We start from the raw sequence: 20,366 nt of genomic DNA on the forward strand, positions 1-20,366 counted from the left end.
CTTACAGATCCTCCAGGGTGCGGACGTCGGTCACTTCCCACCGGCACCGGCAGTGGGGATGCGTATCCCGCGGGATGTGGAAGTCCTGGGCGTCCTCAAGTGTCCAGTCTCGCTGGGCGAGTTCCTGGCACTGCTCGCAGACGCGGTCGTCTTGTGCCGTTCGGAACTCGGGCTCGACATTGAGCTCGACTTCGACCTCGTCCGGGACCCGCTCGTAACTCGAGAGCTGGCCCGTCGTGTTGTACTGGTTGACGACCTCCGCTGCGGTGTCGGCCGTGACCTCGGACTTGTAGACCTGGCCGCGCTCGACGATGTCCGATGCCAGCTGCGTTCGAGAGACCTCCAAGCCGCCGTCGGTGATGATCTCCCGAGCGTCACCTCGGAAGTCGTCCATCTCCGAGCGGACGCGGCCGGCCAGCGCGATCACACCGAGGCCGATCGCCTCCTGGACGTTGTCCTGGGCGAGCGTCTCGTCAGGATCGCCGATATCGACGCCGGCATCACGGAGTTCGCGATGGGCGTCGGTCGCGCCCCGCTCGACAGCGTGTTCGAGATGTCGTTCGGCTTTGTCCTCGAACTCAGACGTGAGTATTGTCGACTCGATCTGTCGTTCGAGCCAGTCGTCGAAGCGGCGAGCCTTCTCAGCGTCGGAGAGCCCAGACCACTCCGAAAACGCGTTGTCGTCCATCCCGAAGGCGTCATCCTCGAGGATCTTCTCGCGGATCGCAGCGTCGACCTCGCCGATCCGGCCGCGAATCCAGCGACTGAGCGCTCTTTGGTCAGTGGTCGTCTGCGTGGGATCCGCGCGGCCGCGATCTTCGATCGCGTACTCGTTGGCCGTCGCGTGAGCGTGAGAACAGCTACTCATCGTCGGCCACCTCCAATGTGTCAGTCAGTTCGACGGCCCGGCGAAGCGTCGGCTCGTTAACACCGGCCTGTGATGCAAGCAGAAGGACCTCGTCAGGCATGTCGTCATCGGACCACCCATCTGCCTCCTCGAGCATCCGAGACAGGAGTTGTGCGTGGGTTTTGTTTACCAATCCACAGAGGTCACTCATCGCAATCACCTGCCAGGGAAAGTGGCACCATCGGGCAGCCGTGATACACGTAGCCACCGGGACTGATCCAGTAGTACTCGCCGTCGTCGGTGAACGGCATCACTCATCGCCCCCGTAGTTGGCCGTTATCTCCTCAACCGACCGAGCGTTCGCCGCTGCCTCGGAGTCCGCCTCGAGCTCACCGACCATGTCCTCGACGCCGTCGACGTCCTCAGGGAGGTCACCAGTCCGAGCGTAGTCCATCACGACCTGGTGGCCGAAGTCCGTGATCGGGTCTTGGCTGACCTGGCCCAGCGCTTCGAAGCGAGTCTTCTCGAGTTCGGCCTGTTCCTTCTCGGAGAGCACGCGGAGTGCGTCCCATTCCCAGCCGAACGTGCCACCGATCGGCGAGGCGATCAAGCCGTTGTCGACGAACCACTGGACGTGTGGCGTCGCGATCAGCGGGTCGCCGTACTCGGTCCGGCGCTCTTTGATCAGCCCGAAGTAGGCCTGTGTGTCTTCCTCTGCAGAAGCGAGTGCACCCGCGGGATCACCCTCGAAGACGCGTTTCGGGATGCCGGTATCGGTCGCGAGCGCCGAGAGTTGCGGCTCGAAGATGTTCGAGACGTCGGCGATCCGGCCGCCGAGTTCCTTGACGGTCCCGACGGACTCGAAGAGTGGTTTCAGCCCCTGGTTCCACTCCTGCATCTCTTCGTCGTTCTGTTCCCAGAAGTCGTCGTTCGTGACGTTGACCTTCTCAGGGTCGTACTCGACGGCGAGGCCTTTGTCGGCACCGCGATAGGCCATTTCGGCGACCGATCCCAGCGTCTTGAGGATGTCACGCAGGATGTTGAACGTCCCCTCGAGGCGCGGCGGCGCGAAGAAGTCGTGATCAAGCCGACGGCCGGCAGGGACAGCGACCGTCCTCGAGTGGTGGACGTCCCAGACGCGCTCGGATTGGGAAACGTCGCGATCGCCCTCGCTCGCGAAGTCGATCGAGTACTGAACTGGGAGCCCCCAGCGCCCTTCGCCGGCGTGTTCTTCGGTGCCCCACTCGATCCCGTCGACGGAGACCTCGGAGAACTGCCTGATCTGAACGACGTTGTCCAGACCGTCCGCGGTGAACTGCATCGGATCGATCGGTTGGGCGAGGCGATCGGCGTCGACGGTGCCGTCCTCGTCGAGCGCGTCGGTCGTCACGAACACCGTCAGCCCGTAGCGCCCGATGCCGGCAAGCCGGTCGACGCGCTCGAACGTCGAGTCCAGGTTGAGATTCTGGAAGAGTCGGTCGACATCCTGCTCGAAGTCGGTCTCGTTGTCGGGGTCGTCGACGACGGCCGGGGTGTCTCGCCACGTCGTGAACGCGGGACGGTCGACGATCGGGCCGGCGAAGGGATGCGTTCGGTAGAGTGCGTAGTACTGCTCGACTCGAGGGCGGCGCTTCCAGTCGAACGTCTCGTAGATATCGCGCTCCTGGAAGTTGGAGTCGCTCACAAGAGCAGCGATCTGGGCACGCATCGCCGTCGACGCTTGAACCGTCTGCTCAGCGTTGGCCGTCACGCCGGACTCGTCGCTGGTGCTCGAGACGTCGCCGTCGGATGTGTTGTCTGTCATGAAAAGTTAGGACCTCCAGGGCAGCGAGTCGAGTTTGCCGTCCTCCTCTTCGGGGATCAGCCCCTCCGCGGCGAGGATCGCCATCACGGCCGCGTCGAGGTGGTCCGGCGAGTGCCCGAGTCGCTCTTTGACGACGTCCTTCGAGTCGGCGACGTAGACCTGCTCCCCCCGGCTCTTGATGTATCGCTCGGAGAGCGTGATCTCCCGAGCGGCGATCTTCAGCTCGTTGCGGAGGCGGGTATCGGCGAACTCCCCGCCACGCTCGAGCCACTTGCCGAGCTCGCACAACCCCTCCGTCCACCGGTTCTTGTACTCGTCGGACTGGGCGGCGACGGCGTCGGCCTTGAACCGGTCGACATCAGGGTAGCGTTTCGCCGTGTCGTCGAGGCCTTTCGACCCCTCGCCGACAGCGTCGCCGGAGATCTGCGCGTCCGGTTCCTCGTCAAGATTCGCCCAGATCCGGTTGAACTGAACCGTGTGGTCGGTGCCTGGTTCGGAGTACTCGACGGTGAGGCAGCCACCGCGCTCGTCGATCTGGACGGTGCGATCGCCGCTGCGGGCGACGTCGATCCCGGTGCCGCGGCGAGCGCCGGCGTCGAGATCGCGTTCGTTCTCGACGTAACCTGCTTTGACGAGGTCGAGATCGAACGGCCGGTTCTGTGCAGCCCCGGCCGGTGGCATGATCCCGGCGAAGCGCCGGTACCATCGCGAGGAGAGATCCTTTCGGAACGACTCGGTTCCGCGGGTGGACATCGCTCGAGCCTCGTCGTAGCCGGGCCACGACTCGCCATTGAGTGCCTCCCACTTCTTTTTCAGCTTGTTGAGCCCGGTTAGGCCGGCGATCCACTCGCCATCGCGACGGCCGACCTCCGTCTGAACATTGTGCGAGTCGAACGTCGAGTACTGCAGTTTCTCGGCCTCGATCCCGACCTCACCCATGTTCGCGACCGCGTTGGTCTCGTCTTCGGGCGGGTTCGAGATGACGACCATGCGGTCGTTGTCGTCGGAGATCAGCGAGTCCATCGAGTCCAACGTGTCCAGGTCGACGTCTTTCTTGTCGGCCTCGTCGACGATCACTAGGACGTGATCGTTGTGGACACCCTCGAGTTCGCCGGGATCTTCGGGACTGATCACTTCGAACTGCCATGTCGGTTCACCGTCGACGTCGATGTGGGGATTCGGCGACCACTTCCAGGTCGCCGCCGGCCAGTAGGGCGTCTGCTCGTTGAACGGCGACGACTCGTGGAGTTCCTCGGCGTCGGCGCAGAACGTCCGCTTGAGCTTTCCGTACGTTCCAGACGTCACGACGACGCTCGAGGGGTAGTGGCGGCGGTTGAACGTCAGGGAGAGTGCGACGATACCGAATGTCTTCCCGAAACCGTTGCCACCCTCGAGGTGCGTGTACTGATGCTCGGCGACGTGCTCGAGGATCTCCCGCTGCTCGGGGGAGAGCGTGATCCCGAACCAGTCCTCGGCCGCCCGCCAGTACTTCTCGGGTCCGGTGTAGTTCTCGGGAAGATGCTCCCGAACGTAGTCGGGTGTCGTGGTGCTCATTCGCTATCTCCCTCAGCTGAACTCTTCCAGAGATCGATCGACCCACCGTGGTTGACGTCGATCTCCTCGTTCGGGAAGATCCCCGCTTTGTCGCAGATCGATTCGTAACGGCGCATGAACCGTTCGTCACCGGTCCGGTCGAACTGAATCAAGCAAAGCCCTGCCGCGGTCTGGGCCACCTGCTTCGCGTCTTTCGGATCGCCGAGCGCGCGTCTGGCCTCGTCGAATGCCTCCTGCTCCCCGTCGGTCAGATGACGCGTGAAATGCTTCCGGTAGCCACCGTGATCGACTGCGTTGTCGTTACCCTCAGTCCCACCCTGGCCCTTGTCGCCAGAGTTGTCGCCGCCGTGGGTCTTGCATCGGCGACCGTCACCAGGACCGGCATCGGTCCCCTTCCCTGCTCGAGCGCGGCAGTATCCTGCGAACACTTTCTCGTCCGTGGGACCCTCCGTCTTTTTCGCTCGACACTTCGAATCCGCCGAGATCTTCGGAACGTTCTCGAGGTCCTCACCGATCAGCTCGTCTTCGTCGACGTCGTCGATGGTCGGTAGCTGATTCATGGGCTCGGCCCTCCAACCGATGGACTCGGTTCGTCGACACCGTAGGGGGACGGCGCCTCGAGGCGCGAGGGGAGACGTCGGTTCCCGTGCTGGCCCTCCTGGTGGCAGTCCCGACAGAACCCGATCAGGTTGTTCGGATCGTTGTTGTGCCGGCGGCGATCTCGATGGTGGAGTTCGATCCCGTCGACGGCCTCGCGAGGGCGACCGCATCCGGGACAGCGATAACTCGAGCCATCACGATCACGCCAGTAGAGGTCTCGGCCCGGTTGGCGTTCGTCCATTACTCGAGCACCCCCAACGTGCATTCTCCGCAGAGCGTCACGGTGTCACCCTCGTCGAAGCCCATGTCCGCAAGGTGTCCGCCGAGCGACGATGTCCGAAAGAACTCTGGGGAGAACTGACAGAGCAGCGCCGGCGCTGGACGACATGTCGAATCGCAGCCGTCGCAGGTGGCAGTATATCCCATCTGTTACTCCTCGCGGTTGCCGTCAGCCTCCGCATCCAGAAGGATCGCCTCGATCGCCTCGGGACCGAGCACGATTGCGCCGATGATCAGGCCAGCCGTCCCGGCGTCCATGCCTGATTCCATAGCGAAAACCATCGCGACGACGCCGACGAGTTGCGTCGTCGCCTTGATCGCTTTGTAGGTTTGGACGTTCATTCCGTATCGGCTCCGGAGGATGCAGTCGAGACGAGCGTTACAGTCGGCGATTGATTCGAATATCGTTGGTGGGGGTTGTGACGTTGCCATGGCATCTCTCACGTCTCCAGATGCTCGACGTCGATCCCACAGCCCTCGAGGAGGACTCGGAGCTCGTGTTCGTCGAGCCAGATCAACCCCTCCTCGTGCACGTGATCCGTCTTCGTTTCCCACCGATTCGCCTCGACGTGAGTATTGATCTCGAGGTCGCCGTCGACGGGACGGACGCGAAGATGGTCCTCGACGGGGCGTCCACTTGCAACACCGCTGGGGCGGCGCATGTTGAGGACCTCGCCTTCGTACTTGAGCGACCAACCGCTGGCGTCCTCGAAGTGGTGGCGTCGGAGCTGTTCCTCGAGGACGTCGACGTCCATCGCGAGCGTGATCGTGGCGTGGTGATCAGGCCACTCGGCGGTCGCGTAGTTGTCACGAAACCACCGCTTGGCCGCCTTCCAGAGGCCGAACGGAACGCGCTGGAGAATCTCGAGCATCGCTCAGACCCTCCACATTGCCATCTTCACCGCACACCGGAAGATTTCGGTGTCGTAGCCGGCGTACTTGTCCAACCCTTTTGCGATCCGGACGAACTCCCGGAGTGTGTACCGGTCGAACTCGAGGCCGGCCTCCTCAAGGCGATTCGCGAGTGGCGTCGTCAGCCGCAGCGCCTGGACCTTCGACAGCGTGTCGTCGTCAGCCCAGCAGCCGATCCGCGAGCAGCTGCGGCAGGTCGTCCGAGCGATGGACGTCCGCTGCGGGCCGGGGCGCGACTGGGCGTCGCCGGGATCTCCTCGAGTGGTTGACCCGGCCGCCCCGTTGACGTCGGAGAGGATTCGGTCGTCCGGCTCGAGGGTCGCGGCCGGCGTCCGGTGGTGCTCCTGGACGTCGTGATCATCGACGCCACCGCTGAAGGTGGCTTCCTCGATCTCTTTGACGAGCTCGAAGCAGCCGTTACAGCACCGACTGTTCTGCCAGACGATACGGTCGAACGCCCGCTGTGGGGAGACGTGGTCGTCTCCGCTCGGTGATTCCGTTGTTGACATGGCTGGAGAAAAGCATCGCTACAGGGCGGACGTGATCATCGTCGACGACGTCGGCGGTCGTCAACTCGACGCCCCTGTAGCGATTGTGTTGCTTTCGAGAAGGTAGGGTGAGTTGATAAGGGTACGCGCGTGCGCCGATCTGGCGCACGTTTGTCTGAGAGGCTTGGTTTTGAACTGCTCAGGATCTTTCAGTGATTTCGACTCGAACAAAACGGAGGTCGTCGTCACCATCGCGATCGCGACGAACGATGTCGGCGTCCTCGAGTCGAGTGAGTGCCCGATCCAATGTTCGGCGTGGCATCTCGGTTTCCTCTTGGAGCTCGTCCCGACGGATCGATCCGCCGACGTCCTCGAGGATCCACAGGACATGCTTCGCACTCCATGGCAGGTCGTCGACATCGGCGGTGTGTTCGGGGAGGCTCATGGGCTTTGTTTCGTGGAGAGTGCCGCGGCTGGTCGTAAGCGGGCGAGCGCGGGGTCGAGACGCCGGTTTCGGGCGTCAGTCACTCGGATCAGGACCGGCTTCCCAGTCCCAAACATCAGCCGGCTGATTACTCGAGCCGTCTTGAGGTCCTAGATCACCGTTGTCCGGGGTAGTCGGGTCGCGAATCGCCAACGCCCACCTACTAGAGTCTACGTAGGTGTCAGTTGGCGATTCCTGAATGTCAGCAACGCCTGTGTGTGGTAGTCCAGACTCGGAATACAGCGTCGCACCGTTCGATCCCAGCCCTTCAGCAGCCTGGACAGCGTCGACGTTGACGAGTCGCTCGAGTGTCTGCCGGACGTGCTCTTTCGAACAGTCGACGGCGTCGGCGAGCTCCCGCGCTGTTCGCGAGCGATGACTCGAACGAAGTTCGTCGACGATCGCCTCCTGGAGGTCAGAGTAAACCCACTCGACACCGGGCGTCTGGACGTCGGCGAAGCCAGCGGGCATCGCATCCGTTCGAACGAATACCGTCGCAGTGACATCGGGATCGGTCGGGTCGCGAGCGTAGCGACCGGCGGCCTGAGCGATGTGGTTCTCGCGAACGCTCGCGAGGATCTCTTGAGCGGTATCGGCGTCCGCGCCCTCGAAGCCACGGCCGCGGGCACGATACTCTTCACCGGCGTCGTCGACAGCGGTCTCGACTTCAGCCTCGAGATCGAGCTCTGCGAGCAGGTCCAGGACGTAGTCGTCGCCGGGATCCATGCAGCCGTTGACGAGACCGACGCGTTCGTGTTCGAAGTCGTTCCGTGACTTCTCCTCGCCGAAGTGCATCAACTCAGGGCGGTGGCAGCCGGCCTCCTCCATCAGCTCCTCGAGTCGATCCTCCACCTGCCCCGTCGTGATCGCCGTCCGGAACTGGGTGCCGTACTCGTCGACGAGCTGGTCGAGCAGCACCTCGAGTTTGTCCTCGTTGAGCCACTCGAGCGCCTTGTCACCCGATAGCGGTCGGGTTGCGTCACCAACCTGGACGACGCGAAGCCCGCGCTCGTAGCGCCGCCACAGTTGCCGTGCTTCGGATTCGAGGACGTCGGTGGTCTTGATCCACGGGACGGTGTTGGCTTGCCAGAGCGGCACTGCGGGGTGTGCGTCGAGGCCAACAACAGATCGCGCAGCGCCGAAGTCCGGAACCGTGCGAACAGTCTGGACATCGTTGTTCTCGTCGAGGACGACAGAGACCCACTCGCGGTTCCAGTCGTCGTCATCGCGAACACCGGCCTCGAGCCGCGGCGGTTCGTGGCCGGTCTTCCCGAATCGGCGACCGTTGGCCCGGTCTTCGGCACGGAAGATCGCTCTCGCGAGCGCTGGTGCGAGTGTGTGTGCATCCGGACACTCGAAGTACCAGTCCCGATCGGGCTCGGTCCAGAGGACATCCTCGAGAGCATCGCGCTCTCGAGCGGCGTCGCCCTGGTAGTCGTCGTGGAGCGAGAGTTGGATGAAGGCTTCCCAGGTCGTGACAGGGGCGTCGATCTCGCGAAGGTACGCGCCGATGGCGTCGCGAATACGGCTCGTCGAGAGATCGTCCTGTTCGTAGCTGGGCTCTTCGTCGACAACGACGTTGTTGTGCGAGCGAAGCCCGGGTGCGAACGCAAAGTTGTGCGTCGCGATGACGAGCGGCCAGTAGTCGAGTTCCCCGTCGGGTCCCTCGCGATACTTCTCCCACTGCGTGATCGCCGTACACCGATCACCGCCGCAGGGGAGTTCCACACCCTGGTCGTTGTGCTCTTCGAGGTAGCGATGCGCAGCGCTGAACGGCATTCCCTTACCTTCGCACTGGGCATCGAGCCAGTCGCTGGCGGGGTCACCGTTGATCGTGATCTCGTCGTCGTGCTCGCCGGCGCAGACCGGGCAGGCTTCATGGCGACCGAGCAGGACGTGATACTTCCCGCCGTGTTCTTCGGCGACGTCGACGGCCTCGTCGCGAGCGTCGCGTGTTTCGAGCAGGTGGACGACCGGCCGGTCACCAGTGATGTCTTCGCGAGCGCCCCAGCGCGTCGACGCGATTGTGTAGGACTTGCCGAGCGATGTCGGGGCATCGACGATCCGCTCGTCTTCGTTCCGGATCACGTCGGCAATCGTCTCGAACAACTCTTCGCGAGCGTCGTCCGTCGACGGCCACTCGAGACCACGCTTTTTGGCGTAGCGCCGGCGTTCATCCGGCTCGAGGGCGTCGAGGAGTCCAATCGGGAGCGCCGAGACAGCACGGCCGTCGCCTGATCCGTCGCTGGGGGGCTCGTATTTCGGGATTGGCGCACCAGCGTTTCGTGCCCGTTCGACAGCATCCCGGAACTTGCTCTTTTTAAGGTCATCCCACGGGTCGGAGATGATGTTCTGTTCGGCGGCGAACAGCCGGAGCACACCAAAGGCGGTGTGCATCTTTTTCATGTCGATGAACTGGCCGTCTCCGACGTGTTTCAGCGACCGTCCGCTGCTCGAGTTGCGGTAACCGGGATCCCACGACTCGAAGTCGTTGTTCTCGTCGGCAACGTACGTCGACGAAAGCGGGAGGTCGCTCGGCTTGAGCTGATTCACCGCGTCAATAACATCGTCGTAGTCGTGCGTGATCTCGATGCCGGCGAGTTCCTTTCGAGACTTCGCTGGTGTGTAGTCGTGGTGAACACCATCACTCGAACTCTCTTCCTCGACGGCGTCGGGATGTTCGTCGACGAGCGCATCGATCACTACCTGGACGTCCTCAATGTCGTCGGCGGAACCGGGGATCTTGTCACCGGTGACCGTCGTGTAGCGCCGTCCGGGGTAGACTTCGATCTCCGCGTCGGGCCACTCGTCGTCGGAAACGTCGATGTGGAGTTCCTTCGCGTCCTCTGGGAGTGTGAACGACCCAAGTGCGTGTGCACCAGTTCCGGAAGGTGACCACTCACAGAAGGTGACTCCGAATCGCTCGAGCCATGGGACGGCTTTCGGCGCAATCTCGCCAGTGTCCGGATCGCGGATGTTATCGAAGTCGGCGAGTCCGACGTGGCGCGTGTTGGGGACGTCTTCGTCGACGTCAACCCAGTCGTACTTCTCATCATCATCCCAGTCGTCGCGATCGGGAGCGACGAGGTAGTACGCGAGTCCAAGCAACTCATCGTGGTCGGTCCAGCGCTCCGCACCACTGAATTCGAACCACGCTCGAGGGTCTTTCGCACCGGCGAGTGACCACTCACGCGCCGTCGCCTCGTCGTCTTCGGAGTGTCCCCAGCGTGGGTTTCGCGGGATCTTCCGGTCGTCGCGGTACTGCCAGAGCAGCCAGCGCTGCCCGTCTTCGCGAAGGCTCGTCGGATACCCCTCGCTGCTCGAGGAGAGTTCAAGGTCAACACGCTCGAGATCGTCACTCGAGGTGGACGAAGACGACCGGTCGTCGGTAGAATCGCCGTCGATATCGCCTGTAGAGGGACCATCGTCCGTCTCGACGGTATCGTTGGTGCCGACGAACTGCAGGCCGCTGCCGACTCCATTCGCGAACTCGACAGCATCGGTTCCACTCAGCGCTTGGCGGAATTCGCTTTCACTCCAGCCATTGGCCTTTGCCGTCTCGAGGAGTTCCGTTCGTGAAATGGGCTCGTCGTCCTCGAGGCCGAGGAAGCCACGTGTCTCCCAGAAGATCGACTCCCAGTCGATGCCAGGACTCACGCCGTCTCACCTCGGACAGCGCCGCGGACTTTGCGAGAGTCCGCTTTCGAGCAGTCAAAGCAGAGTGTATTGTGCGGGTGATCGGAGTCCCGACCGACCGCATAGAGGTCGCGGTCGACGCTCTCGGGGTTGAAGGTCTTGCCGCAGTACGTGACACCGACCAGGCTCTCGAAGCAGTAGCCGTTGTGGCCGTTATCGAGATTGACCACGTAGCCGGTCGTCACTGAGACCACCCCCAGTCCTCAAGCGTCGTCTGGCCATCGACATCGGGACGTTCGACCGTCTCAGGTTCGTCAGGGACCGGAACGTTCTCGGTTCGTTCCTCGCCGACATCCTCGGGATCGGTCGCGTACTCGACCTGTTCAGCCTGTTTCTCGAGCTCGGGGCGCTCGGTGATCGACTGGTAGGTGGCGTCGATCGAAACACCGCTGGCCTCGCGGCGGCCAGCTACCATGCTGGCACACCTCCGTTAGTCGAAGGTATCGCTGTATGTAGTGTACTCTTACCACCGCCCCTCTCAGAATGATAATCCGCTGTTTTCTCTGGTGTTAGGCCTTCATCTGTTCGTTCTGAGTTCGTGGAAGACGTACGTCTGTGCATAGCCCGCGTACTCGCCGCCGAACTCCTCGCGGAGCGCTCGCGACGTTTCGGTGTACGAACCGCAGTCACAGTGAGGATAGTGCTCCTCGATCGCCGTCTTGAGCCACGTATCGAGGGGCACCGCCTCGTCGAACTCGAGTGCAAAGAGCAACACGCAGTCGGCCACCTTGTCGCCGACGCCGACGAACTGACACAGGTGCTCGCGGGCGGCTTCGTACTCGAGTGCCCGCGCGTCGTCGGGGTGGGCCTCGCCGCCGGCGACCATCTCGGCGGTGCGGACGACGTAGGGGGCGCGGTAGCCGAGGCCAAGGTCGCGGAGTTCGGCTTCGGTTGCGCTCGCGAGCTGGGCTGGTGTCGGGAAGGCGTGGTAGGTGTCGCCGTTCAGGAAGACCTCGTCACCGTACTCCCGTGCGAGCGTCGAGACCATCGAGTGGATGCGGCTGACGCGCATCTGTGCCGAGCAGATGAACGAGATGAGCGTCCCAAAGGCCGGGTCCGTGACGAGGCGCATCCCGCGGTGAGCCTCGTAGGCCTCGTCTAACAGCGGATCGTCGGGTGCGGCGTCGACGATCGCCTCCAGATCGTCGTCCAGCCGAAGGAGGCGACGGACGGTCGACTCAGCGTCCGTCGTAGACTGCCACTCGAGTACCCCATCGACTGTCCGCGCGCGGATCACCTCGCCGTCGACGACGGTGACGTACCACTCGCGGGGGGCGGGCGTCCCGCTGTACATTTCGCCGTCTGCGCGCCGCCAGAGGTAGGTCTGACCGCTTTCGAGCGTCCGATACAGATCGAGTCCGCCGGAGAGGTCCTCGAGGCGGATCGTCCCCGTTTCCATTCGGTGAGTCCTACGGGGGCGTCGGCTTGGGCCTTTCGGACTGGTGGCTCAGCCCACCGCAGGCCGCCTCGCGCTGTGTGTTACCGGGGCGAACCTTCATACTGCAGGCGATACAATGTGTGTGTATGAACTGCAGGGTTGTCGTCGAAGCTGCAGTGCCGGTATTCGACGTCGAGACAGAAGACGAGGCGATTCGCATCGCCATCTCGAAGACGGGCGAGATGCTGAACCCTGACTTAAACTACGTCGAGATCAACATGGGCGAACGGACGTCCCCGTCAGGTGAGGAGTTACCACCTGCGTTCATCGCAGCCGACGAGGCGCTCGTCGCACTCGAACTCGAGATGACCGTCTTCAACGTCGAGCGCGAGGAGCACGCCTCCCGGATCGCCCGCAAGGAGATCGGACAGCGACTCGAGAACATTCCACTCGAGGTCGAGGAGGTGGAAGTTATCGAAGACGAGGACGACGATGACGCCGCAGATGACGAAGGCGACAAGGAGGCGACAGACGAGACGGCGAATGCTGGCACTGACGATACTGCGACCGACGGTGACGACACGGACGGAAGTGGCGAGGACCGTTCGGAAACGGACACAGAGCCGGCGTCGGAATCGGACTCGTCGAGTACGGGCAGTGGCGATGAAGGCGACGAAAGCAACGAAAGCAACGAAGACGACGGTGGCGAAAACAGGCGAGCCAACGACGGGACGGACGAGCAGACGGACGAAGAGATTCTCCCCGAGTTCGAAGATCTAGTCGAGTGATCCGAGCCGCCGGGCGACGACAGCGGATCCGGCAACTTTTCGATCGAGGCTGACAGCAGACACCTCGATGAGCCTGTCGTCGGTGTCCCTGATCGACCGTTGCTGACGGGGTCTGTGTCACCAGTGGCTGCTGGCCGTGTTAGCGCGAGGAACACCGAAGGCCCGTCCCGAACAGGTTCGGTGTTTGTTTCCCACAGGACACGGTAAGCATCCCCTATCGCGACAGTCGACCACAGTTTAGGGCACTTTTCTGTCCCTCCGGCTAGCAGAAGTGAGTGTTCGGAAAGATCCTGCAATCAGCGTACAGGCGTTGAGTGGGCACTCTGTAGAAGTCGCACTCGGCTCTCACCGGCTGACTGTTCGTTCAGCCGAGTTCAAACAGGAGCGACGAGAACACGACGGCCGAGAGATCGAGAGCAGCCAATCTCGACACGTATGCCCATAATCGGCATCACAAGGTCTCATTAGAGACCGCCACACGACATAGGCGGGAACTCGAGTCTCACACCAGCGGAGGGCAATTGGCCCGGAGTCCAGTCTCGCCAGTAGCATGCTTGTGTACCGAAGGAGACTCCGTGCGACTTAGTCTGCGGTAGCGGCGACGGCTTCCTGCTCGCCCTCGCGCATGTTCATCGTGATTCCGCCAGCGAGTGCAAAAACAGCGGCCTTGTGATCGGTTTTCGATTTGTGAATTGATGTCGGTCGAATACCAAGGGATTCGTATTCGTCGAGGTCAATCTGACAGTTGTCCCACTCTGCACACTGGTTCGATACCTCCGCAAGAAGGCCGTGAAGGTGAATGAGCTCCTGTTTCTTCATAACCATGCACTCCTATCCACTGCAGGGTTATATTATTATCTTGAGTCGCGTTACCATGGGAACAGACGAAACGTGTGTGAAAATCCGGTAGAAAAACTGATCGAAAACGGCTGCTAGCCGGGTGAAACAGTTCACAAGGACGTATTGTCTCGGTCGTGTGAACGGCTGAATTCGTCTCGATTCGCGGTTGAACGGGCCTGAAGCGGCCCATACCGCGTTCAGGTGTTGCCTAAATTCGGTGTCAGCCTAGCTGCTTGAGATTCTGGAGATCGCGGTCGGTTCGCATGAACTCGGCCGTGCGTCGGGAGGCATGACAGTTGGGACAGTGAAACATTTCCGTCGACGATGGAAGAGTTCCGGGAGAGCGCTGCCAATCTTTCGCACACTCAGGACACAACAGTTGCACGGTCGTCTCGTCCATGGCACGCTATTACACACCATGTGTGAAAAAGGTTATCGCGGCTGTCTCACAGCGGTGCACTCGAGTCGGACGTGGAAAGACAGAACAGAATGTGAGAGGACAGAGCAAGATCGCTATAGAAGCGCGATCGGAGAGAACCTGCGACAGAACACGTTCTGCTCGTCGACATCAGGAGTCGGGAACGTAGTGTGGCCATCGCTCAGCGGGTGTGGACGGACAGTGAACAGAACGGGGCAGTTACACGCGAGAAGTGAGATCGACAGAAAGCAACGCGCCGATAGCGCCAGTGTCACAGCAGATGTACGTTGTTTAAGCTGGTGCAGCCGTGTCGGAGGCTTCGAGCAGTTCCTTGTAGCGGTTGCGGATCGTGACCTCGGAGATGCTCGCAACCTCGCTGACCTCGTTCTGGGTTACCTTCTCGTTGGTCAACAGCGCGGCCGCGTAGACCCCTGCTGCGGCGAGGCCGACCGGCGACTTGCCGCTGTGGACGCCCTCCTGTCGAGCCGACTCGAGCAGTTCGCGGGCCATCCGTTCGGTCTCGTCCGAGAGATCGAGGTCGCTGACGAACCGGGGAACGTAGTGTTCCGGATCGGCGGGCTTGACCTCGAGGCCGAGTTCACGGATGATGTAGCGGTACGTGCGGGTGAGCTCCATCTTGTCGACGCGGCTGACGGCCGAAATCTCGTCGAGGCTGCGCGGCGTGCCGGCCTGACGGGCCGACGCGTACAGCGACGACGTCGCGACGCCCTCGATGGATCGTCCTGGGAGCAGATCCTCCTCGAGTGCGCGGCGGTAGATGACCGACGCGGTTTCGCGGACGTTCTCGGGGAGACCGAGCGCGGAGGCCATCCGGTCGATTTCACCGAGGGCCTGCTTCAGGTTGCGCTCCTTGGAGTCGCGAGTGCGGAAGCGCTCGTTCCAGGTGCGAAGCCGCTGCATCTTCTGGCGCTGGCGGCTGGAGAGGGACTTGCCGTAGGCGTCCTTGTCCTGCCAGCCGATGTTCGTCGAGAGCCCCTGGTCGTGCATCATGTTCGTCGTCGGGGCACCGACGCGGGACTTCTGGTCCTTCTCGGCGGCGTCGAATGCGCGCCACTCGGGGCCGCGGTCGATCTCGTCCTCTTCGACGACAAGGCCACAGTCCTGACAGACCGTCTCTGCGTGTTCGTCGTCCGAGATGAGCCGACCACCACACTCCGGGCACTGCTCGCGCTCCTCGGAGCGGGCCGTCTCCTCCTCCTCGGTTCGTGTTCGCTCCTCGGTACGCTCGTTCGAGTAGGTTCGAATGTTTGTATCAGTCATGGTGTATCGGGTTGGTTACTCGGGGCTCCCGGGTGGGGTAACCAGAAGAAACCCGGTCGCCTCGGCTAACATAGAGTTAGGCCGTAAGCCATATAAATGTTTCGTCCAGTTTATAAACTAATCGGGTTTCTGTTTATATGCGTTTCGGATATATACTCATTAATCATGTCTGTCAACCGTGGTCAGCTAGCGTGTAAACGACAGCTACCTGTCGAACATCTGTATCCGTTCACAGTGACGCCAACGGTGAGTCACGGGCCGACGTAGGGAGGAGTTACACAGACGAATACTTTTCGACGGTCCGCGTAAATGATCGGCTATGACCGTTCACTTCGGCGCACTTGCTGTCGACTGGCTCGGCCTCGCGACCGTTCGCCTCGAGGGACAGACGGGAACCGTGATCTACACCGATCCGGGCCCCGAACACTACGGCGACCTCGACAGCGAGCCGAGAGACGGCGACCTCGTCCTCGTCTCCCACGGCGACCACTACGATCCCGACTCGATTCGCCGCGTCGCCCACGAGGATGCGATCGTCATCGTCCACGAGTCCGTCGACGCAGGGGCACTCGAGTGGACCGACGAGCAGCCGGAAGCGCTGCCCTACGAGGTCGAGCGCGTGCGGGCGAACGAGTCGTTCATTCTGGGGCCGCTCGATCTCTCGACGACGCCGGCGTACAACGAGCCAGCGGGACCACACACGGACGAACAGGGTCAGCCCTATCACCCCGAGGGCGAGGGGTGTGGCTTTCTCGTCACTGTCGACGGCGTGACGGTCTTCTGGCCGGGCGATACCGACGCGTTGGCGGCGCACGACGACCTCGTCGTCGATCTCTTCTTGCCGCCGATCGGTGGCGGCACCACGATGGATCGCCACGAGGCTGCGGCGCTCGCCGAGCGACTCGAACCGGATCTGGTCCTGCCGGTGCACTACGACACGTTCGACGCGATCGCGGCCGACGCGGAGGCGTTCGTCGTCGACGTTGCGTCCCGTGGGGTTCCGGTCGTCCTCGACGCAAAGTAGTAGCCACTTCTGTACATTCGGGGACAGATCCGTACCTATAAGTAACGAGTCGCGAATTCTCCGACGAGAACCTATGATGGGCATTGACAATCGTACATTGTGGGGTGAGTGGCGGTGACACCAGACACGGCACAGCAACACCGGAGTATGACGCGTGGTGGGTGGTGTGAGTACTGAGACTGGACCGGGGACGGGTCCTGGTTCTGGCTCTGGAGCCGAGTTCGACGCGGACGAACTGTCCTATCCCTCGCGCAACTGGCGGGACTTCTTCACGGATCACTTCGGTCCGTCGATGCTCTGGGCGCTGATCAGCATTGGCGGCAGCCACATCGTCCTCGCACCGACGCTCGGCGGGACGTTCGGCCTCTTTGCCATCTGGATGTTCGCGATCATCTACCTCGCGAAGTACGGCGGCTGGGAGCTGGGTATCCGGTACAACTACGGCGTCGGCGGCAACCCGGTCGAGGCCTACGACCAGTTGCCAGGGCCGAAGAACTGGATGCAGTGGTTCACTGTCGGCGTGTTTACCGTCATGTACACCGGTATCACCGCCGCAGTCGGGATGAGCACCGCCTCGTTCGTCCAAGCGATGACACCGCTGTCGTTCCAGCAGTCGTTCGTCCTCTTCGTCGGCTTCGCGGGCGTGCTCGTCTTGCTGACGCGCTACAGCCTCCTCGAGAAGATCCTGATCGGCTTCACGGTCGCGCTGGGATTCCTCATCGTTCTCGGCGTGCTCGTCGGCCCACCGTCGGGTGAGGTCGTCGCCGCGACGACGTTCACCGCACCGGACATCACCGGACCGCTGTTCATCGGCCTGTTCGCCGCGGCGGCCGGCTTCGCGCCGACCGGCTTCAGTACTAGCGTCCTCATCGGGAGCTGGAGCATGGCCAAGGGCGAGGGTGCGGGCGAACTCCGAGACCGTGACCTCGACCCGAACGACGAGCGCTACCACGACTACATCCGCGCGTGGATCCAGACCGGTCGTCGTGACTTCAACATCGGCTACGCGTTCAGCTTCGCGCTGATCGTCGCGATGGTGATCCTCGCCTCGAACGTCCTCTACCCGAACCCGCCCGAGGACGCCGATCTCGCCGTCACGATCGGGAACATCCTGAGCCAGTCCTTCGGCGAATGGTCTTACTACGCGATGATCCTTGGCGCGTTCGCCGCGCTGTACTCGACCGTCATCACCCTCCTCGACGGCGCGGCCCGTGCGACGGGCGACGTGCTCCCGATGGCACTCGAGCGTGACGACCTCGACAGCGAGCGGATTCGAAAGCTCGTCGTGGTCGGCATCGTCGCTGTGAGCTGCGGGATCGTGCTCACGCTCGGTGCCGTTCCGGTCACGTTCCTCATCTGGATTTCGGCGATTCTGGCGGTCACCGAGATCCTGTTCTACCCGGCGAACTGGTACGTCGTCAAGGAGAACCTGCCCGAGCAGTTCCAGCCGTCCCGTACGTGGGTCGTCTACTACGTGATTAGCCTCGTCGCCGTCACCATCTTCGGCCTCATGGGTGCTGCCTACGAGTTCGGCTACATCTAGACGCAGTTAGCCCGGAGTAGACGCGATTTCCTCACTTCTCGCACTCTTCTCCCGCAACCGCGCAAGCCGACGCCCGAGCGGCGGCCGACTCTTGAACACGACCCAGCGACCGCCGTCGACGAGTTCGAGGTTCTGTTCGTCGGCGGCGTACTCGAGTGCGCGGACGAGTTCGTCCCGCCCGACCACAGCTGCGGCGTAGTCGTCAGCGCGGTAGAACGCCCGACGGGCGGCCCAGAGCGTGGGCAGGGCGAGCACCGCGACGAAGGCGATAAAGATGGTAACGAGCGTCCCGGAGCCGAAGAGTAACACACCGACGCCGAGTGCGAGATAACCGAGTAGCGAGTACACTGTGTAGCCGCGGTAGTGAGCCCGTAGCTTGCCGGCGTGAACCGCGAAGATAGCCTCGAGTGTCTCGTCGTCGAACGCCTCCAGCACGCGTTCGGTGACGAATAGCTGTCGGCGGCCGGGGACGCCGTAGACGTGGATTCCTGCCACCTCGGGCATGTCGTCGAGGATCACGATGGACGAGACCGAGAGGCCGCTGTGGGCACACCGTTCGCGGAGACGCTCACGCTCGGCCGATGTCGGTTCGCGGGTGTCTCGAAAGACGCGGGCCAGTACCGGGTTGGCGAGTGCGAGCGCGATCATCGCCCCGAGCAGGAGCAGCCAGTAGATCGCGGGGCCGCCCTCGGCGAGCGCCCGGATGAGGAGGGCGAACACGGTCGCGAACAGGACGCTGAGCGCGAGGGCGTACCGACCGAGGCTTCGAAGCGCGGTTCTCATCGGGAGGTCGATTTCCTGGATGTCTCGGATCGCCGGCACGAGCGTCGCGTAGACGGCGAGCGTCACGGTCGCAGTAATGAACGCAGCTGTAAGCTGGACGACGAACTCGGCGGCGAGTGAACTGTCTGAGATTGGCGTTATCGCTGCGAGTGTCGTTCGTACGAACAGCCCGTGGCCAAGCGTGAACAGGACGGCGTACGTGAGCCCGGCGACGCCCCACAGTGCGACGAGCAGTCGTCGGAGCCAGCATGTCGGAGTCGACGAGCGCAACGCGCGGCGAGATGCGAACCAGAACGTCGGAACGAACACCAGCAGGAGGACGAGTACGGCGTTGGCGATGGTTATAGGTGACACATTCACGACGTATTCAGACGTTCTACATATACGCCGTGGTCTTATCGGTACTCGAATCCGCCATTTCCCGTTCCCGGGTTGTTGGCAGACAGTACAACGCGCCCATCCTGACTGACTAATCAGTCAGCTTAAGGCTGCGCGGCTGCTACCCTTGCCCGAAAGGATGGAAACACAACGACCAACGCTGCGAGAAGACCTTGGACGAGCGAGAGAAGAGAGCGCGGTTCACCTCTGGGGAGCGATCGGGTCTGCAATCGTTTCGATCGTCGTTCCGATTCTCGGGCTGATCACGGCCTACAGCGGCTACCAACTGACCGATGTAATGAACCGACGCTGGTTTGGGCTTCTCCTCGCAGCCTTCGGATTGGCGAACGTGGTTTCGTGGATTCTGTGGCTCGCGATGCTCGCCGACTACATCTAAGCGTCAGATGAGGCCGGCGAGCGGTTCGAACCAGACAGCGGCGACTAACACCGCCAGAAAGACGTACGAGCCGCGAATGAGCAACATCGTCGCGAGATCTGGCGGTGCTCGCACGGCGATTATGGCGACCACAGCGAACGCGAGCGCCGCGAGCAACGCCGTCGGTGGAAATTGCTGTCCGATGACGAAGCCGGTGACGACGAGTAATGCTATCGCCATCAACCCGTAGGCGACCGTGTACGCCCGATGGGGGCCGACGGTCACCGCGACGGTCCGTTTCTCGATCGACCGATCGTAGTCGTAGTCCTGCGCGTCGTCGATCACCTTGATCCCCGAGAGCAACAGGAGAAAGACGAGCGCAAAGCCGAGCGGCACGGCCGCAATCGTCGTCGTCTGGACGTAGAAGCCGCCGAGCAACGACAGCGCGATGCCGAGCGGGTAGCCCGTCGTCGCAGTCACCGGATTCATATCCAACTGGGGCGCGTGATGGTAGGCGATGAGCCACGTCGGCAGCGTCAGGGCGACGGCGACCCAGTTGACCAGCAGCGCCAGCAAGAGACAGCAGAGTGCAAAAACCGCGGTCGAGAAAACGAGGCCGAGTCGACAGCCCTGCTCGGTGAGCGGGTGATCGTCGTCCTCGTCACGAACGTAGAAATCGACGTAGCCGTCCTTGATGTGGGCCGTGTAGACTGCGGCGAACATCGCGACGACGTGGATCGCTGCGAGCACCGGGTTCACGGTCGTCGCGAGCAGCGCACCGAACAGGGACGCAGCCAGCGGCGGCAGCATAAACACCGGATGCACCTGCGACAGGTACGCCCGCGTCGTCGCCTCAGTGCCAGCGCCGCGTCTCGCGAGGGCCATGGCAAAAG

24 protein-coding genes are annotated in these 20,366 nt (G+C 62.5%); 4 read left to right on the top strand and 20 right to left on the bottom strand.

Annotated elements, in window-relative coordinates:
• Position 1: 1 nt before the first annotated feature.
• The 15 genes from BBD46_RS13930 to BBD46_RS13990 all read right to left on the bottom strand — a co-directional run bounded on the left by BBD46_RS13930 (position 2) and on the right by BBD46_RS13990 (position 12,063).
• The gene (locus tag BBD46_RS13930; protein ID WP_071402312.1) at positions 2 to 868 is read right to left on the bottom strand and encodes a PASTA domain-containing protein; all 867 of its coding nucleotides are present in this window, start codon (positions 866 to 868) and stop codon (positions 2 to 4) included.
• A complete protein-coding gene (locus BBD46_RS22250) occupies positions 861 to 1,058 on the bottom strand; it encodes a hypothetical protein (RefSeq protein WP_139173612.1) in 198 nt (65 codons plus the stop codon). Before BBD46_RS22250 ends, BBD46_RS13930 begins: the two co-directional genes overlap by 8 nt.
• A gap of 99 nt (positions 1,059 to 1,157) precedes the next feature.
• On the bottom strand, positions 1,158 to 2,651 hold the full coding sequence (locus BBD46_RS13935) for an anti-CBASS protein Acb1 family protein (RefSeq protein WP_071402313.1): 1,494 nt from the start codon (positions 2,649 to 2,651) through the stop codon (positions 1,158 to 1,160).
• Positions 2,652 to 2,657: 6 nt separating this feature from the next.
• Positions 2,658 to 4,205 carry a hypothetical protein gene (locus BBD46_RS13940; RefSeq protein WP_071402314.1) on the bottom strand — a complete coding sequence of 516 codons (1,548 nt, stop codon included), beginning with the start codon at positions 4,203 to 4,205 and terminating at the stop codon, positions 2,658 to 2,660.
• Entirely contained in the window at positions 4,202 to 4,765 is a 564-nt protein-coding gene (locus BBD46_RS13945) for a hypothetical protein (protein ID WP_071402315.1), read from the bottom strand. Before BBD46_RS13945 ends, BBD46_RS13940 begins: the two co-directional genes overlap by 4 nt.
• Positions 4,762 to 5,046: an HNH endonuclease gene (locus BBD46_RS13950; protein WP_084777761.1), complete on the bottom strand. Its 285-nt coding sequence runs from the start codon at positions 5,044 to 5,046 to the stop codon at positions 4,762 to 4,764. Before BBD46_RS13950 ends, BBD46_RS13945 begins: the two co-directional genes overlap by 4 nt.
• Positions 5,046 to 5,231: a hypothetical protein gene (locus BBD46_RS21680; RefSeq protein ID WP_084777762.1), complete on the bottom strand. Its 186-nt coding sequence runs from the start codon at positions 5,229 to 5,231 to the stop codon at positions 5,046 to 5,048. The genes BBD46_RS13950 and BBD46_RS21680 overlap by 1 nt, the downstream gene beginning before the upstream one ends.
• A gap of 3 nt (positions 5,232 to 5,234) precedes the next feature.
• A complete protein-coding gene (locus BBD46_RS13955) occupies positions 5,235 to 5,426 on the bottom strand; it encodes a hypothetical protein (RefSeq protein WP_071402317.1) in 192 nt (63 codons plus the stop codon).
• A 98-nt stretch (positions 5,427 to 5,524) separates the two neighbouring features.
• Complete coding sequence (locus BBD46_RS13960; protein ID WP_071402318.1) at positions 5,525 to 5,956, bottom strand: hypothetical protein; 432 nt, start codon at positions 5,954 to 5,956, stop codon at positions 5,525 to 5,527.
• A gap of 3 nt (positions 5,957 to 5,959) precedes the next feature.
• Positions 5,960 to 6,505, bottom strand: coding sequence for a hypothetical protein (locus BBD46_RS13965; RefSeq protein WP_071402319.1), 546 nt, complete (start codon positions 6,503 to 6,505; stop codon positions 5,960 to 5,962).
• Positions 6,506 to 6,683: 178 nt separating this feature from the next.
• Complete coding sequence (locus tag BBD46_RS13970; protein WP_071402320.1) at positions 6,684 to 6,929, bottom strand: MarR family transcriptional regulator; 246 nt, start codon at positions 6,927 to 6,929, stop codon at positions 6,684 to 6,686.
• 75 nt (positions 6,930 to 7,004) lie between these two features.
• On the bottom strand, positions 7,005 to 10,625 hold the full coding sequence (locus BBD46_RS13975; RefSeq protein WP_253184571.1) for a hypothetical protein: 3,621 nt from the start codon (positions 10,623 to 10,625) through the stop codon (positions 7,005 to 7,007).
• A complete protein-coding gene (locus BBD46_RS13980) occupies positions 10,622 to 10,849 on the bottom strand; it encodes a hypothetical protein (protein ID WP_071402321.1) in 228 nt (75 codons plus the stop codon). Before BBD46_RS13980 ends, BBD46_RS13975 begins: the two co-directional genes overlap by 4 nt.
• The gene (locus BBD46_RS13985; protein ID WP_071402322.1) at positions 10,846 to 11,079 is read right to left on the bottom strand and encodes a hypothetical protein; all 234 of its coding nucleotides are present in this window, start codon (positions 11,077 to 11,079) and stop codon (positions 10,846 to 10,848) included. Before BBD46_RS13985 ends, BBD46_RS13980 begins: the two co-directional genes overlap by 4 nt.
• A 102-nt stretch (positions 11,080 to 11,181) precedes the next feature.
• On the bottom strand, positions 11,182 to 12,063 hold the full coding sequence (locus BBD46_RS13990; RefSeq protein ID WP_071402323.1) for a DNA-3-methyladenine glycosylase family protein: 882 nt from the start codon (positions 12,061 to 12,063) through the stop codon (positions 11,182 to 11,184).
• Between the two features lie 125 nt (positions 12,064 to 12,188).
• Here BBD46_RS13990 and BBD46_RS13995 point away from each other — a divergent pair, with 125 nt between their 5' ends.
• Positions 12,189 to 12,830 carry a DUF555 domain-containing protein gene (locus BBD46_RS13995; RefSeq protein ID WP_071402324.1) on the top strand — a complete coding sequence of 214 codons (642 nt, stop codon included), beginning with the start codon at positions 12,189 to 12,191 and terminating at the stop codon, positions 12,828 to 12,830.
• 582 nt (positions 12,831 to 13,412) lie between these two features.
• Here the strand turns inward: BBD46_RS13995 and BBD46_RS14000 are convergent.
• The 3 genes from BBD46_RS14000 to BBD46_RS14005 form a co-directional block, all read right to left on the bottom strand.
• Positions 13,413 to 13,649 (bottom strand): UPF0058 family protein, encoded by a 237-nt coding sequence (locus BBD46_RS14000; protein ID WP_006651778.1) that lies wholly within the window; start codon positions 13,647 to 13,649, stop codon positions 13,413 to 13,415.
• A 241-nt stretch (positions 13,650 to 13,890) separates the two neighbouring features.
• Complete coding sequence (locus BBD46_RS23200) at positions 13,891 to 14,070, bottom strand: hypothetical protein (RefSeq protein ID WP_083860380.1); 180 nt, start codon at positions 14,068 to 14,070, stop codon at positions 13,891 to 13,893.
• Between the two features lie 309 nt (positions 14,071 to 14,379).
• A complete protein-coding gene (locus tag BBD46_RS14005; protein ID WP_071402325.1) occupies positions 14,380 to 15,369 on the bottom strand; it encodes a transcription initiation factor IIB in 990 nt (329 codons plus the stop codon).
• 319 nt (positions 15,370 to 15,688) lie between these two features.
• Between BBD46_RS14005 and BBD46_RS14010 the strand changes: the two genes are divergently transcribed.
• A complete protein-coding gene (locus BBD46_RS14010) occupies positions 15,689 to 16,393 on the top strand; it encodes an MBL fold metallo-hydrolase (protein WP_071402326.1) in 705 nt (234 codons plus the stop codon).
• Between the two features lie 235 nt (positions 16,394 to 16,628).
• Positions 16,629 to 17,936: an Nramp family divalent metal transporter gene (locus BBD46_RS14015; RefSeq protein WP_071402417.1), complete on the top strand. Its 1,308-nt coding sequence runs from the start codon at positions 16,629 to 16,631 to the stop codon at positions 17,934 to 17,936.
• Between the two features lie 6 nt (positions 17,937 to 17,942).
• On the opposite strand, the gene BBD46_RS14020 is transcribed toward BBD46_RS14015, so the two are convergent.
• A complete protein-coding gene (locus tag BBD46_RS14020; protein ID WP_071402327.1) occupies positions 17,943 to 19,073 on the bottom strand; it encodes a M48 family metalloprotease in 1,131 nt (376 codons plus the stop codon).
• 163 nt (positions 19,074 to 19,236) lie between these two features.
• Between BBD46_RS14020 and BBD46_RS14025 the strand changes: the two genes are divergently transcribed.
• The gene (locus BBD46_RS14025; RefSeq protein ID WP_071402328.1) at positions 19,237 to 19,494 is read left to right on the top strand and encodes a hypothetical protein; all 258 of its coding nucleotides are present in this window, start codon (positions 19,237 to 19,239) and stop codon (positions 19,492 to 19,494) included.
• Between the two features lie 3 nt (positions 19,495 to 19,497).
• On the opposite strand, the gene BBD46_RS14030 is transcribed toward BBD46_RS14025, so the two are convergent.
• Entirely contained in the window at positions 19,498 to 20,358 is an 861-nt protein-coding gene (locus BBD46_RS14030; RefSeq protein ID WP_071402329.1) for a UbiA family prenyltransferase, read from the bottom strand.
• Positions 20,359 to 20,366 lie beyond the last annotated feature (8 nt).

This window comes from Natrialba sp. SSL1, from assembly GCF_001861355.1.
In the GTDB taxonomy this organism is placed as follows: domain Archaea; phylum Halobacteriota; class Halobacteria; order Halobacteriales; family Natrialbaceae; genus Natrialba.

What these genes read in the sequence shown, in the direction of transcription:
- BBD46_RS13930 (WP_071402312.1), bottom strand. Translation starts at nt 868, where the DNA reads ATGAGTAGCTGTTCTCACGCTCACGCGACGGCCAACGAGTACGCGATC.
- BBD46_RS22250 (WP_139173612.1), bottom strand. Translation starts at nt 1,058, where the DNA reads ATGAGTGACCTCTGTGGATTGGTAAACAAAACCCACGCACAACTCCTG.
- BBD46_RS13935 (WP_071402313.1), bottom strand. Translation starts at nt 2,651, where the DNA reads ATGACAGACAACACATCCGACGGCGACGTCTCGAGCACCAGCGACGAG.
- BBD46_RS13940 (WP_071402314.1), bottom strand. Translation starts at nt 4,205, where the DNA reads ATGAGCACCACGACACCCGACTACGTTCGGGAGCATCTTCCCGAGAAC.
- BBD46_RS13945 (WP_071402315.1), bottom strand. Translation starts at nt 4,765, where the DNA reads ATGAATCAGCTACCGACCATCGACGACGTCGACGAAGACGAGCTGATC.
- BBD46_RS13950 (WP_084777761.1), bottom strand. Translation starts at nt 5,046, where the DNA reads ATGGACGAACGCCAACCGGGCCGAGACCTCTACTGGCGTGATCGTGAT.
- BBD46_RS21680 (WP_084777762.1), bottom strand. Translation starts at nt 5,231, where the DNA reads ATGGGATATACTGCCACCTGCGACGGCTGCGATTCGACATGTCGTCCA.
- BBD46_RS13955 (WP_071402317.1), bottom strand. Translation starts at nt 5,426, where the DNA reads ATGAACGTCCAAACCTACAAAGCGATCAAGGCGACGACGCAACTCGTC.
- BBD46_RS13960 (WP_071402318.1), bottom strand. Translation starts at nt 5,956, where the DNA reads ATGCTCGAGATTCTCCAGCGCGTTCCGTTCGGCCTCTGGAAGGCGGCC.
- BBD46_RS13965 (WP_071402319.1), bottom strand. Translation starts at nt 6,505, where the DNA reads ATGTCAACAACGGAATCACCGAGCGGAGACGACCACGTCTCCCCACAG.
- BBD46_RS13970 (WP_071402320.1), bottom strand. Translation starts at nt 6,929, where the DNA reads ATGAGCCTCCCCGAACACACCGCCGATGTCGACGACCTGCCATGGAGT.
- BBD46_RS13985 (WP_071402322.1), bottom strand. Translation starts at nt 11,079, where the DNA reads ATGGTAGCTGGCCGCCGCGAGGCCAGCGGTGTTTCGATCGACGCCACC.
- BBD46_RS13990 (WP_071402323.1), bottom strand. Translation starts at nt 12,063, where the DNA reads ATGGAAACGGGGACGATCCGCCTCGAGGACCTCTCCGGCGGACTCGAT.
- BBD46_RS13995 (WP_071402324.1), top strand. Translation starts at nt 12,189, where the DNA reads ATGAACTGCAGGGTTGTCGTCGAAGCTGCAGTGCCGGTATTCGACGTC.
- BBD46_RS14000 (WP_006651778.1), bottom strand. Translation starts at nt 13,649, where the DNA reads ATGAAGAAACAGGAGCTCATTCACCTTCACGGCCTTCTTGCGGAGGTA.
- BBD46_RS23200 (WP_083860380.1), bottom strand. Translation starts at nt 14,070, where the DNA reads ATGGACGAGACGACCGTGCAACTGTTGTGTCCTGAGTGTGCGAAAGAT.
- BBD46_RS14005 (WP_071402325.1), bottom strand. Translation starts at nt 15,369, where the DNA reads ATGACTGATACAAACATTCGAACCTACTCGAACGAGCGTACCGAGGAG.
- BBD46_RS14010 (WP_071402326.1), top strand. Translation starts at nt 15,689, where the DNA reads ATGACCGTTCACTTCGGCGCACTTGCTGTCGACTGGCTCGGCCTCGCG.
- BBD46_RS14025 (WP_071402328.1), top strand. Translation starts at nt 19,237, where the DNA reads ATGGAAACACAACGACCAACGCTGCGAGAAGACCTTGGACGAGCGAGA.
- BBD46_RS14030 (WP_071402329.1), bottom strand. Translation starts at nt 20,358, where the DNA reads ATGGCCCTCGCGAGACGCGGCGCTGGCACTGAGGCGACGACGCGGGCG.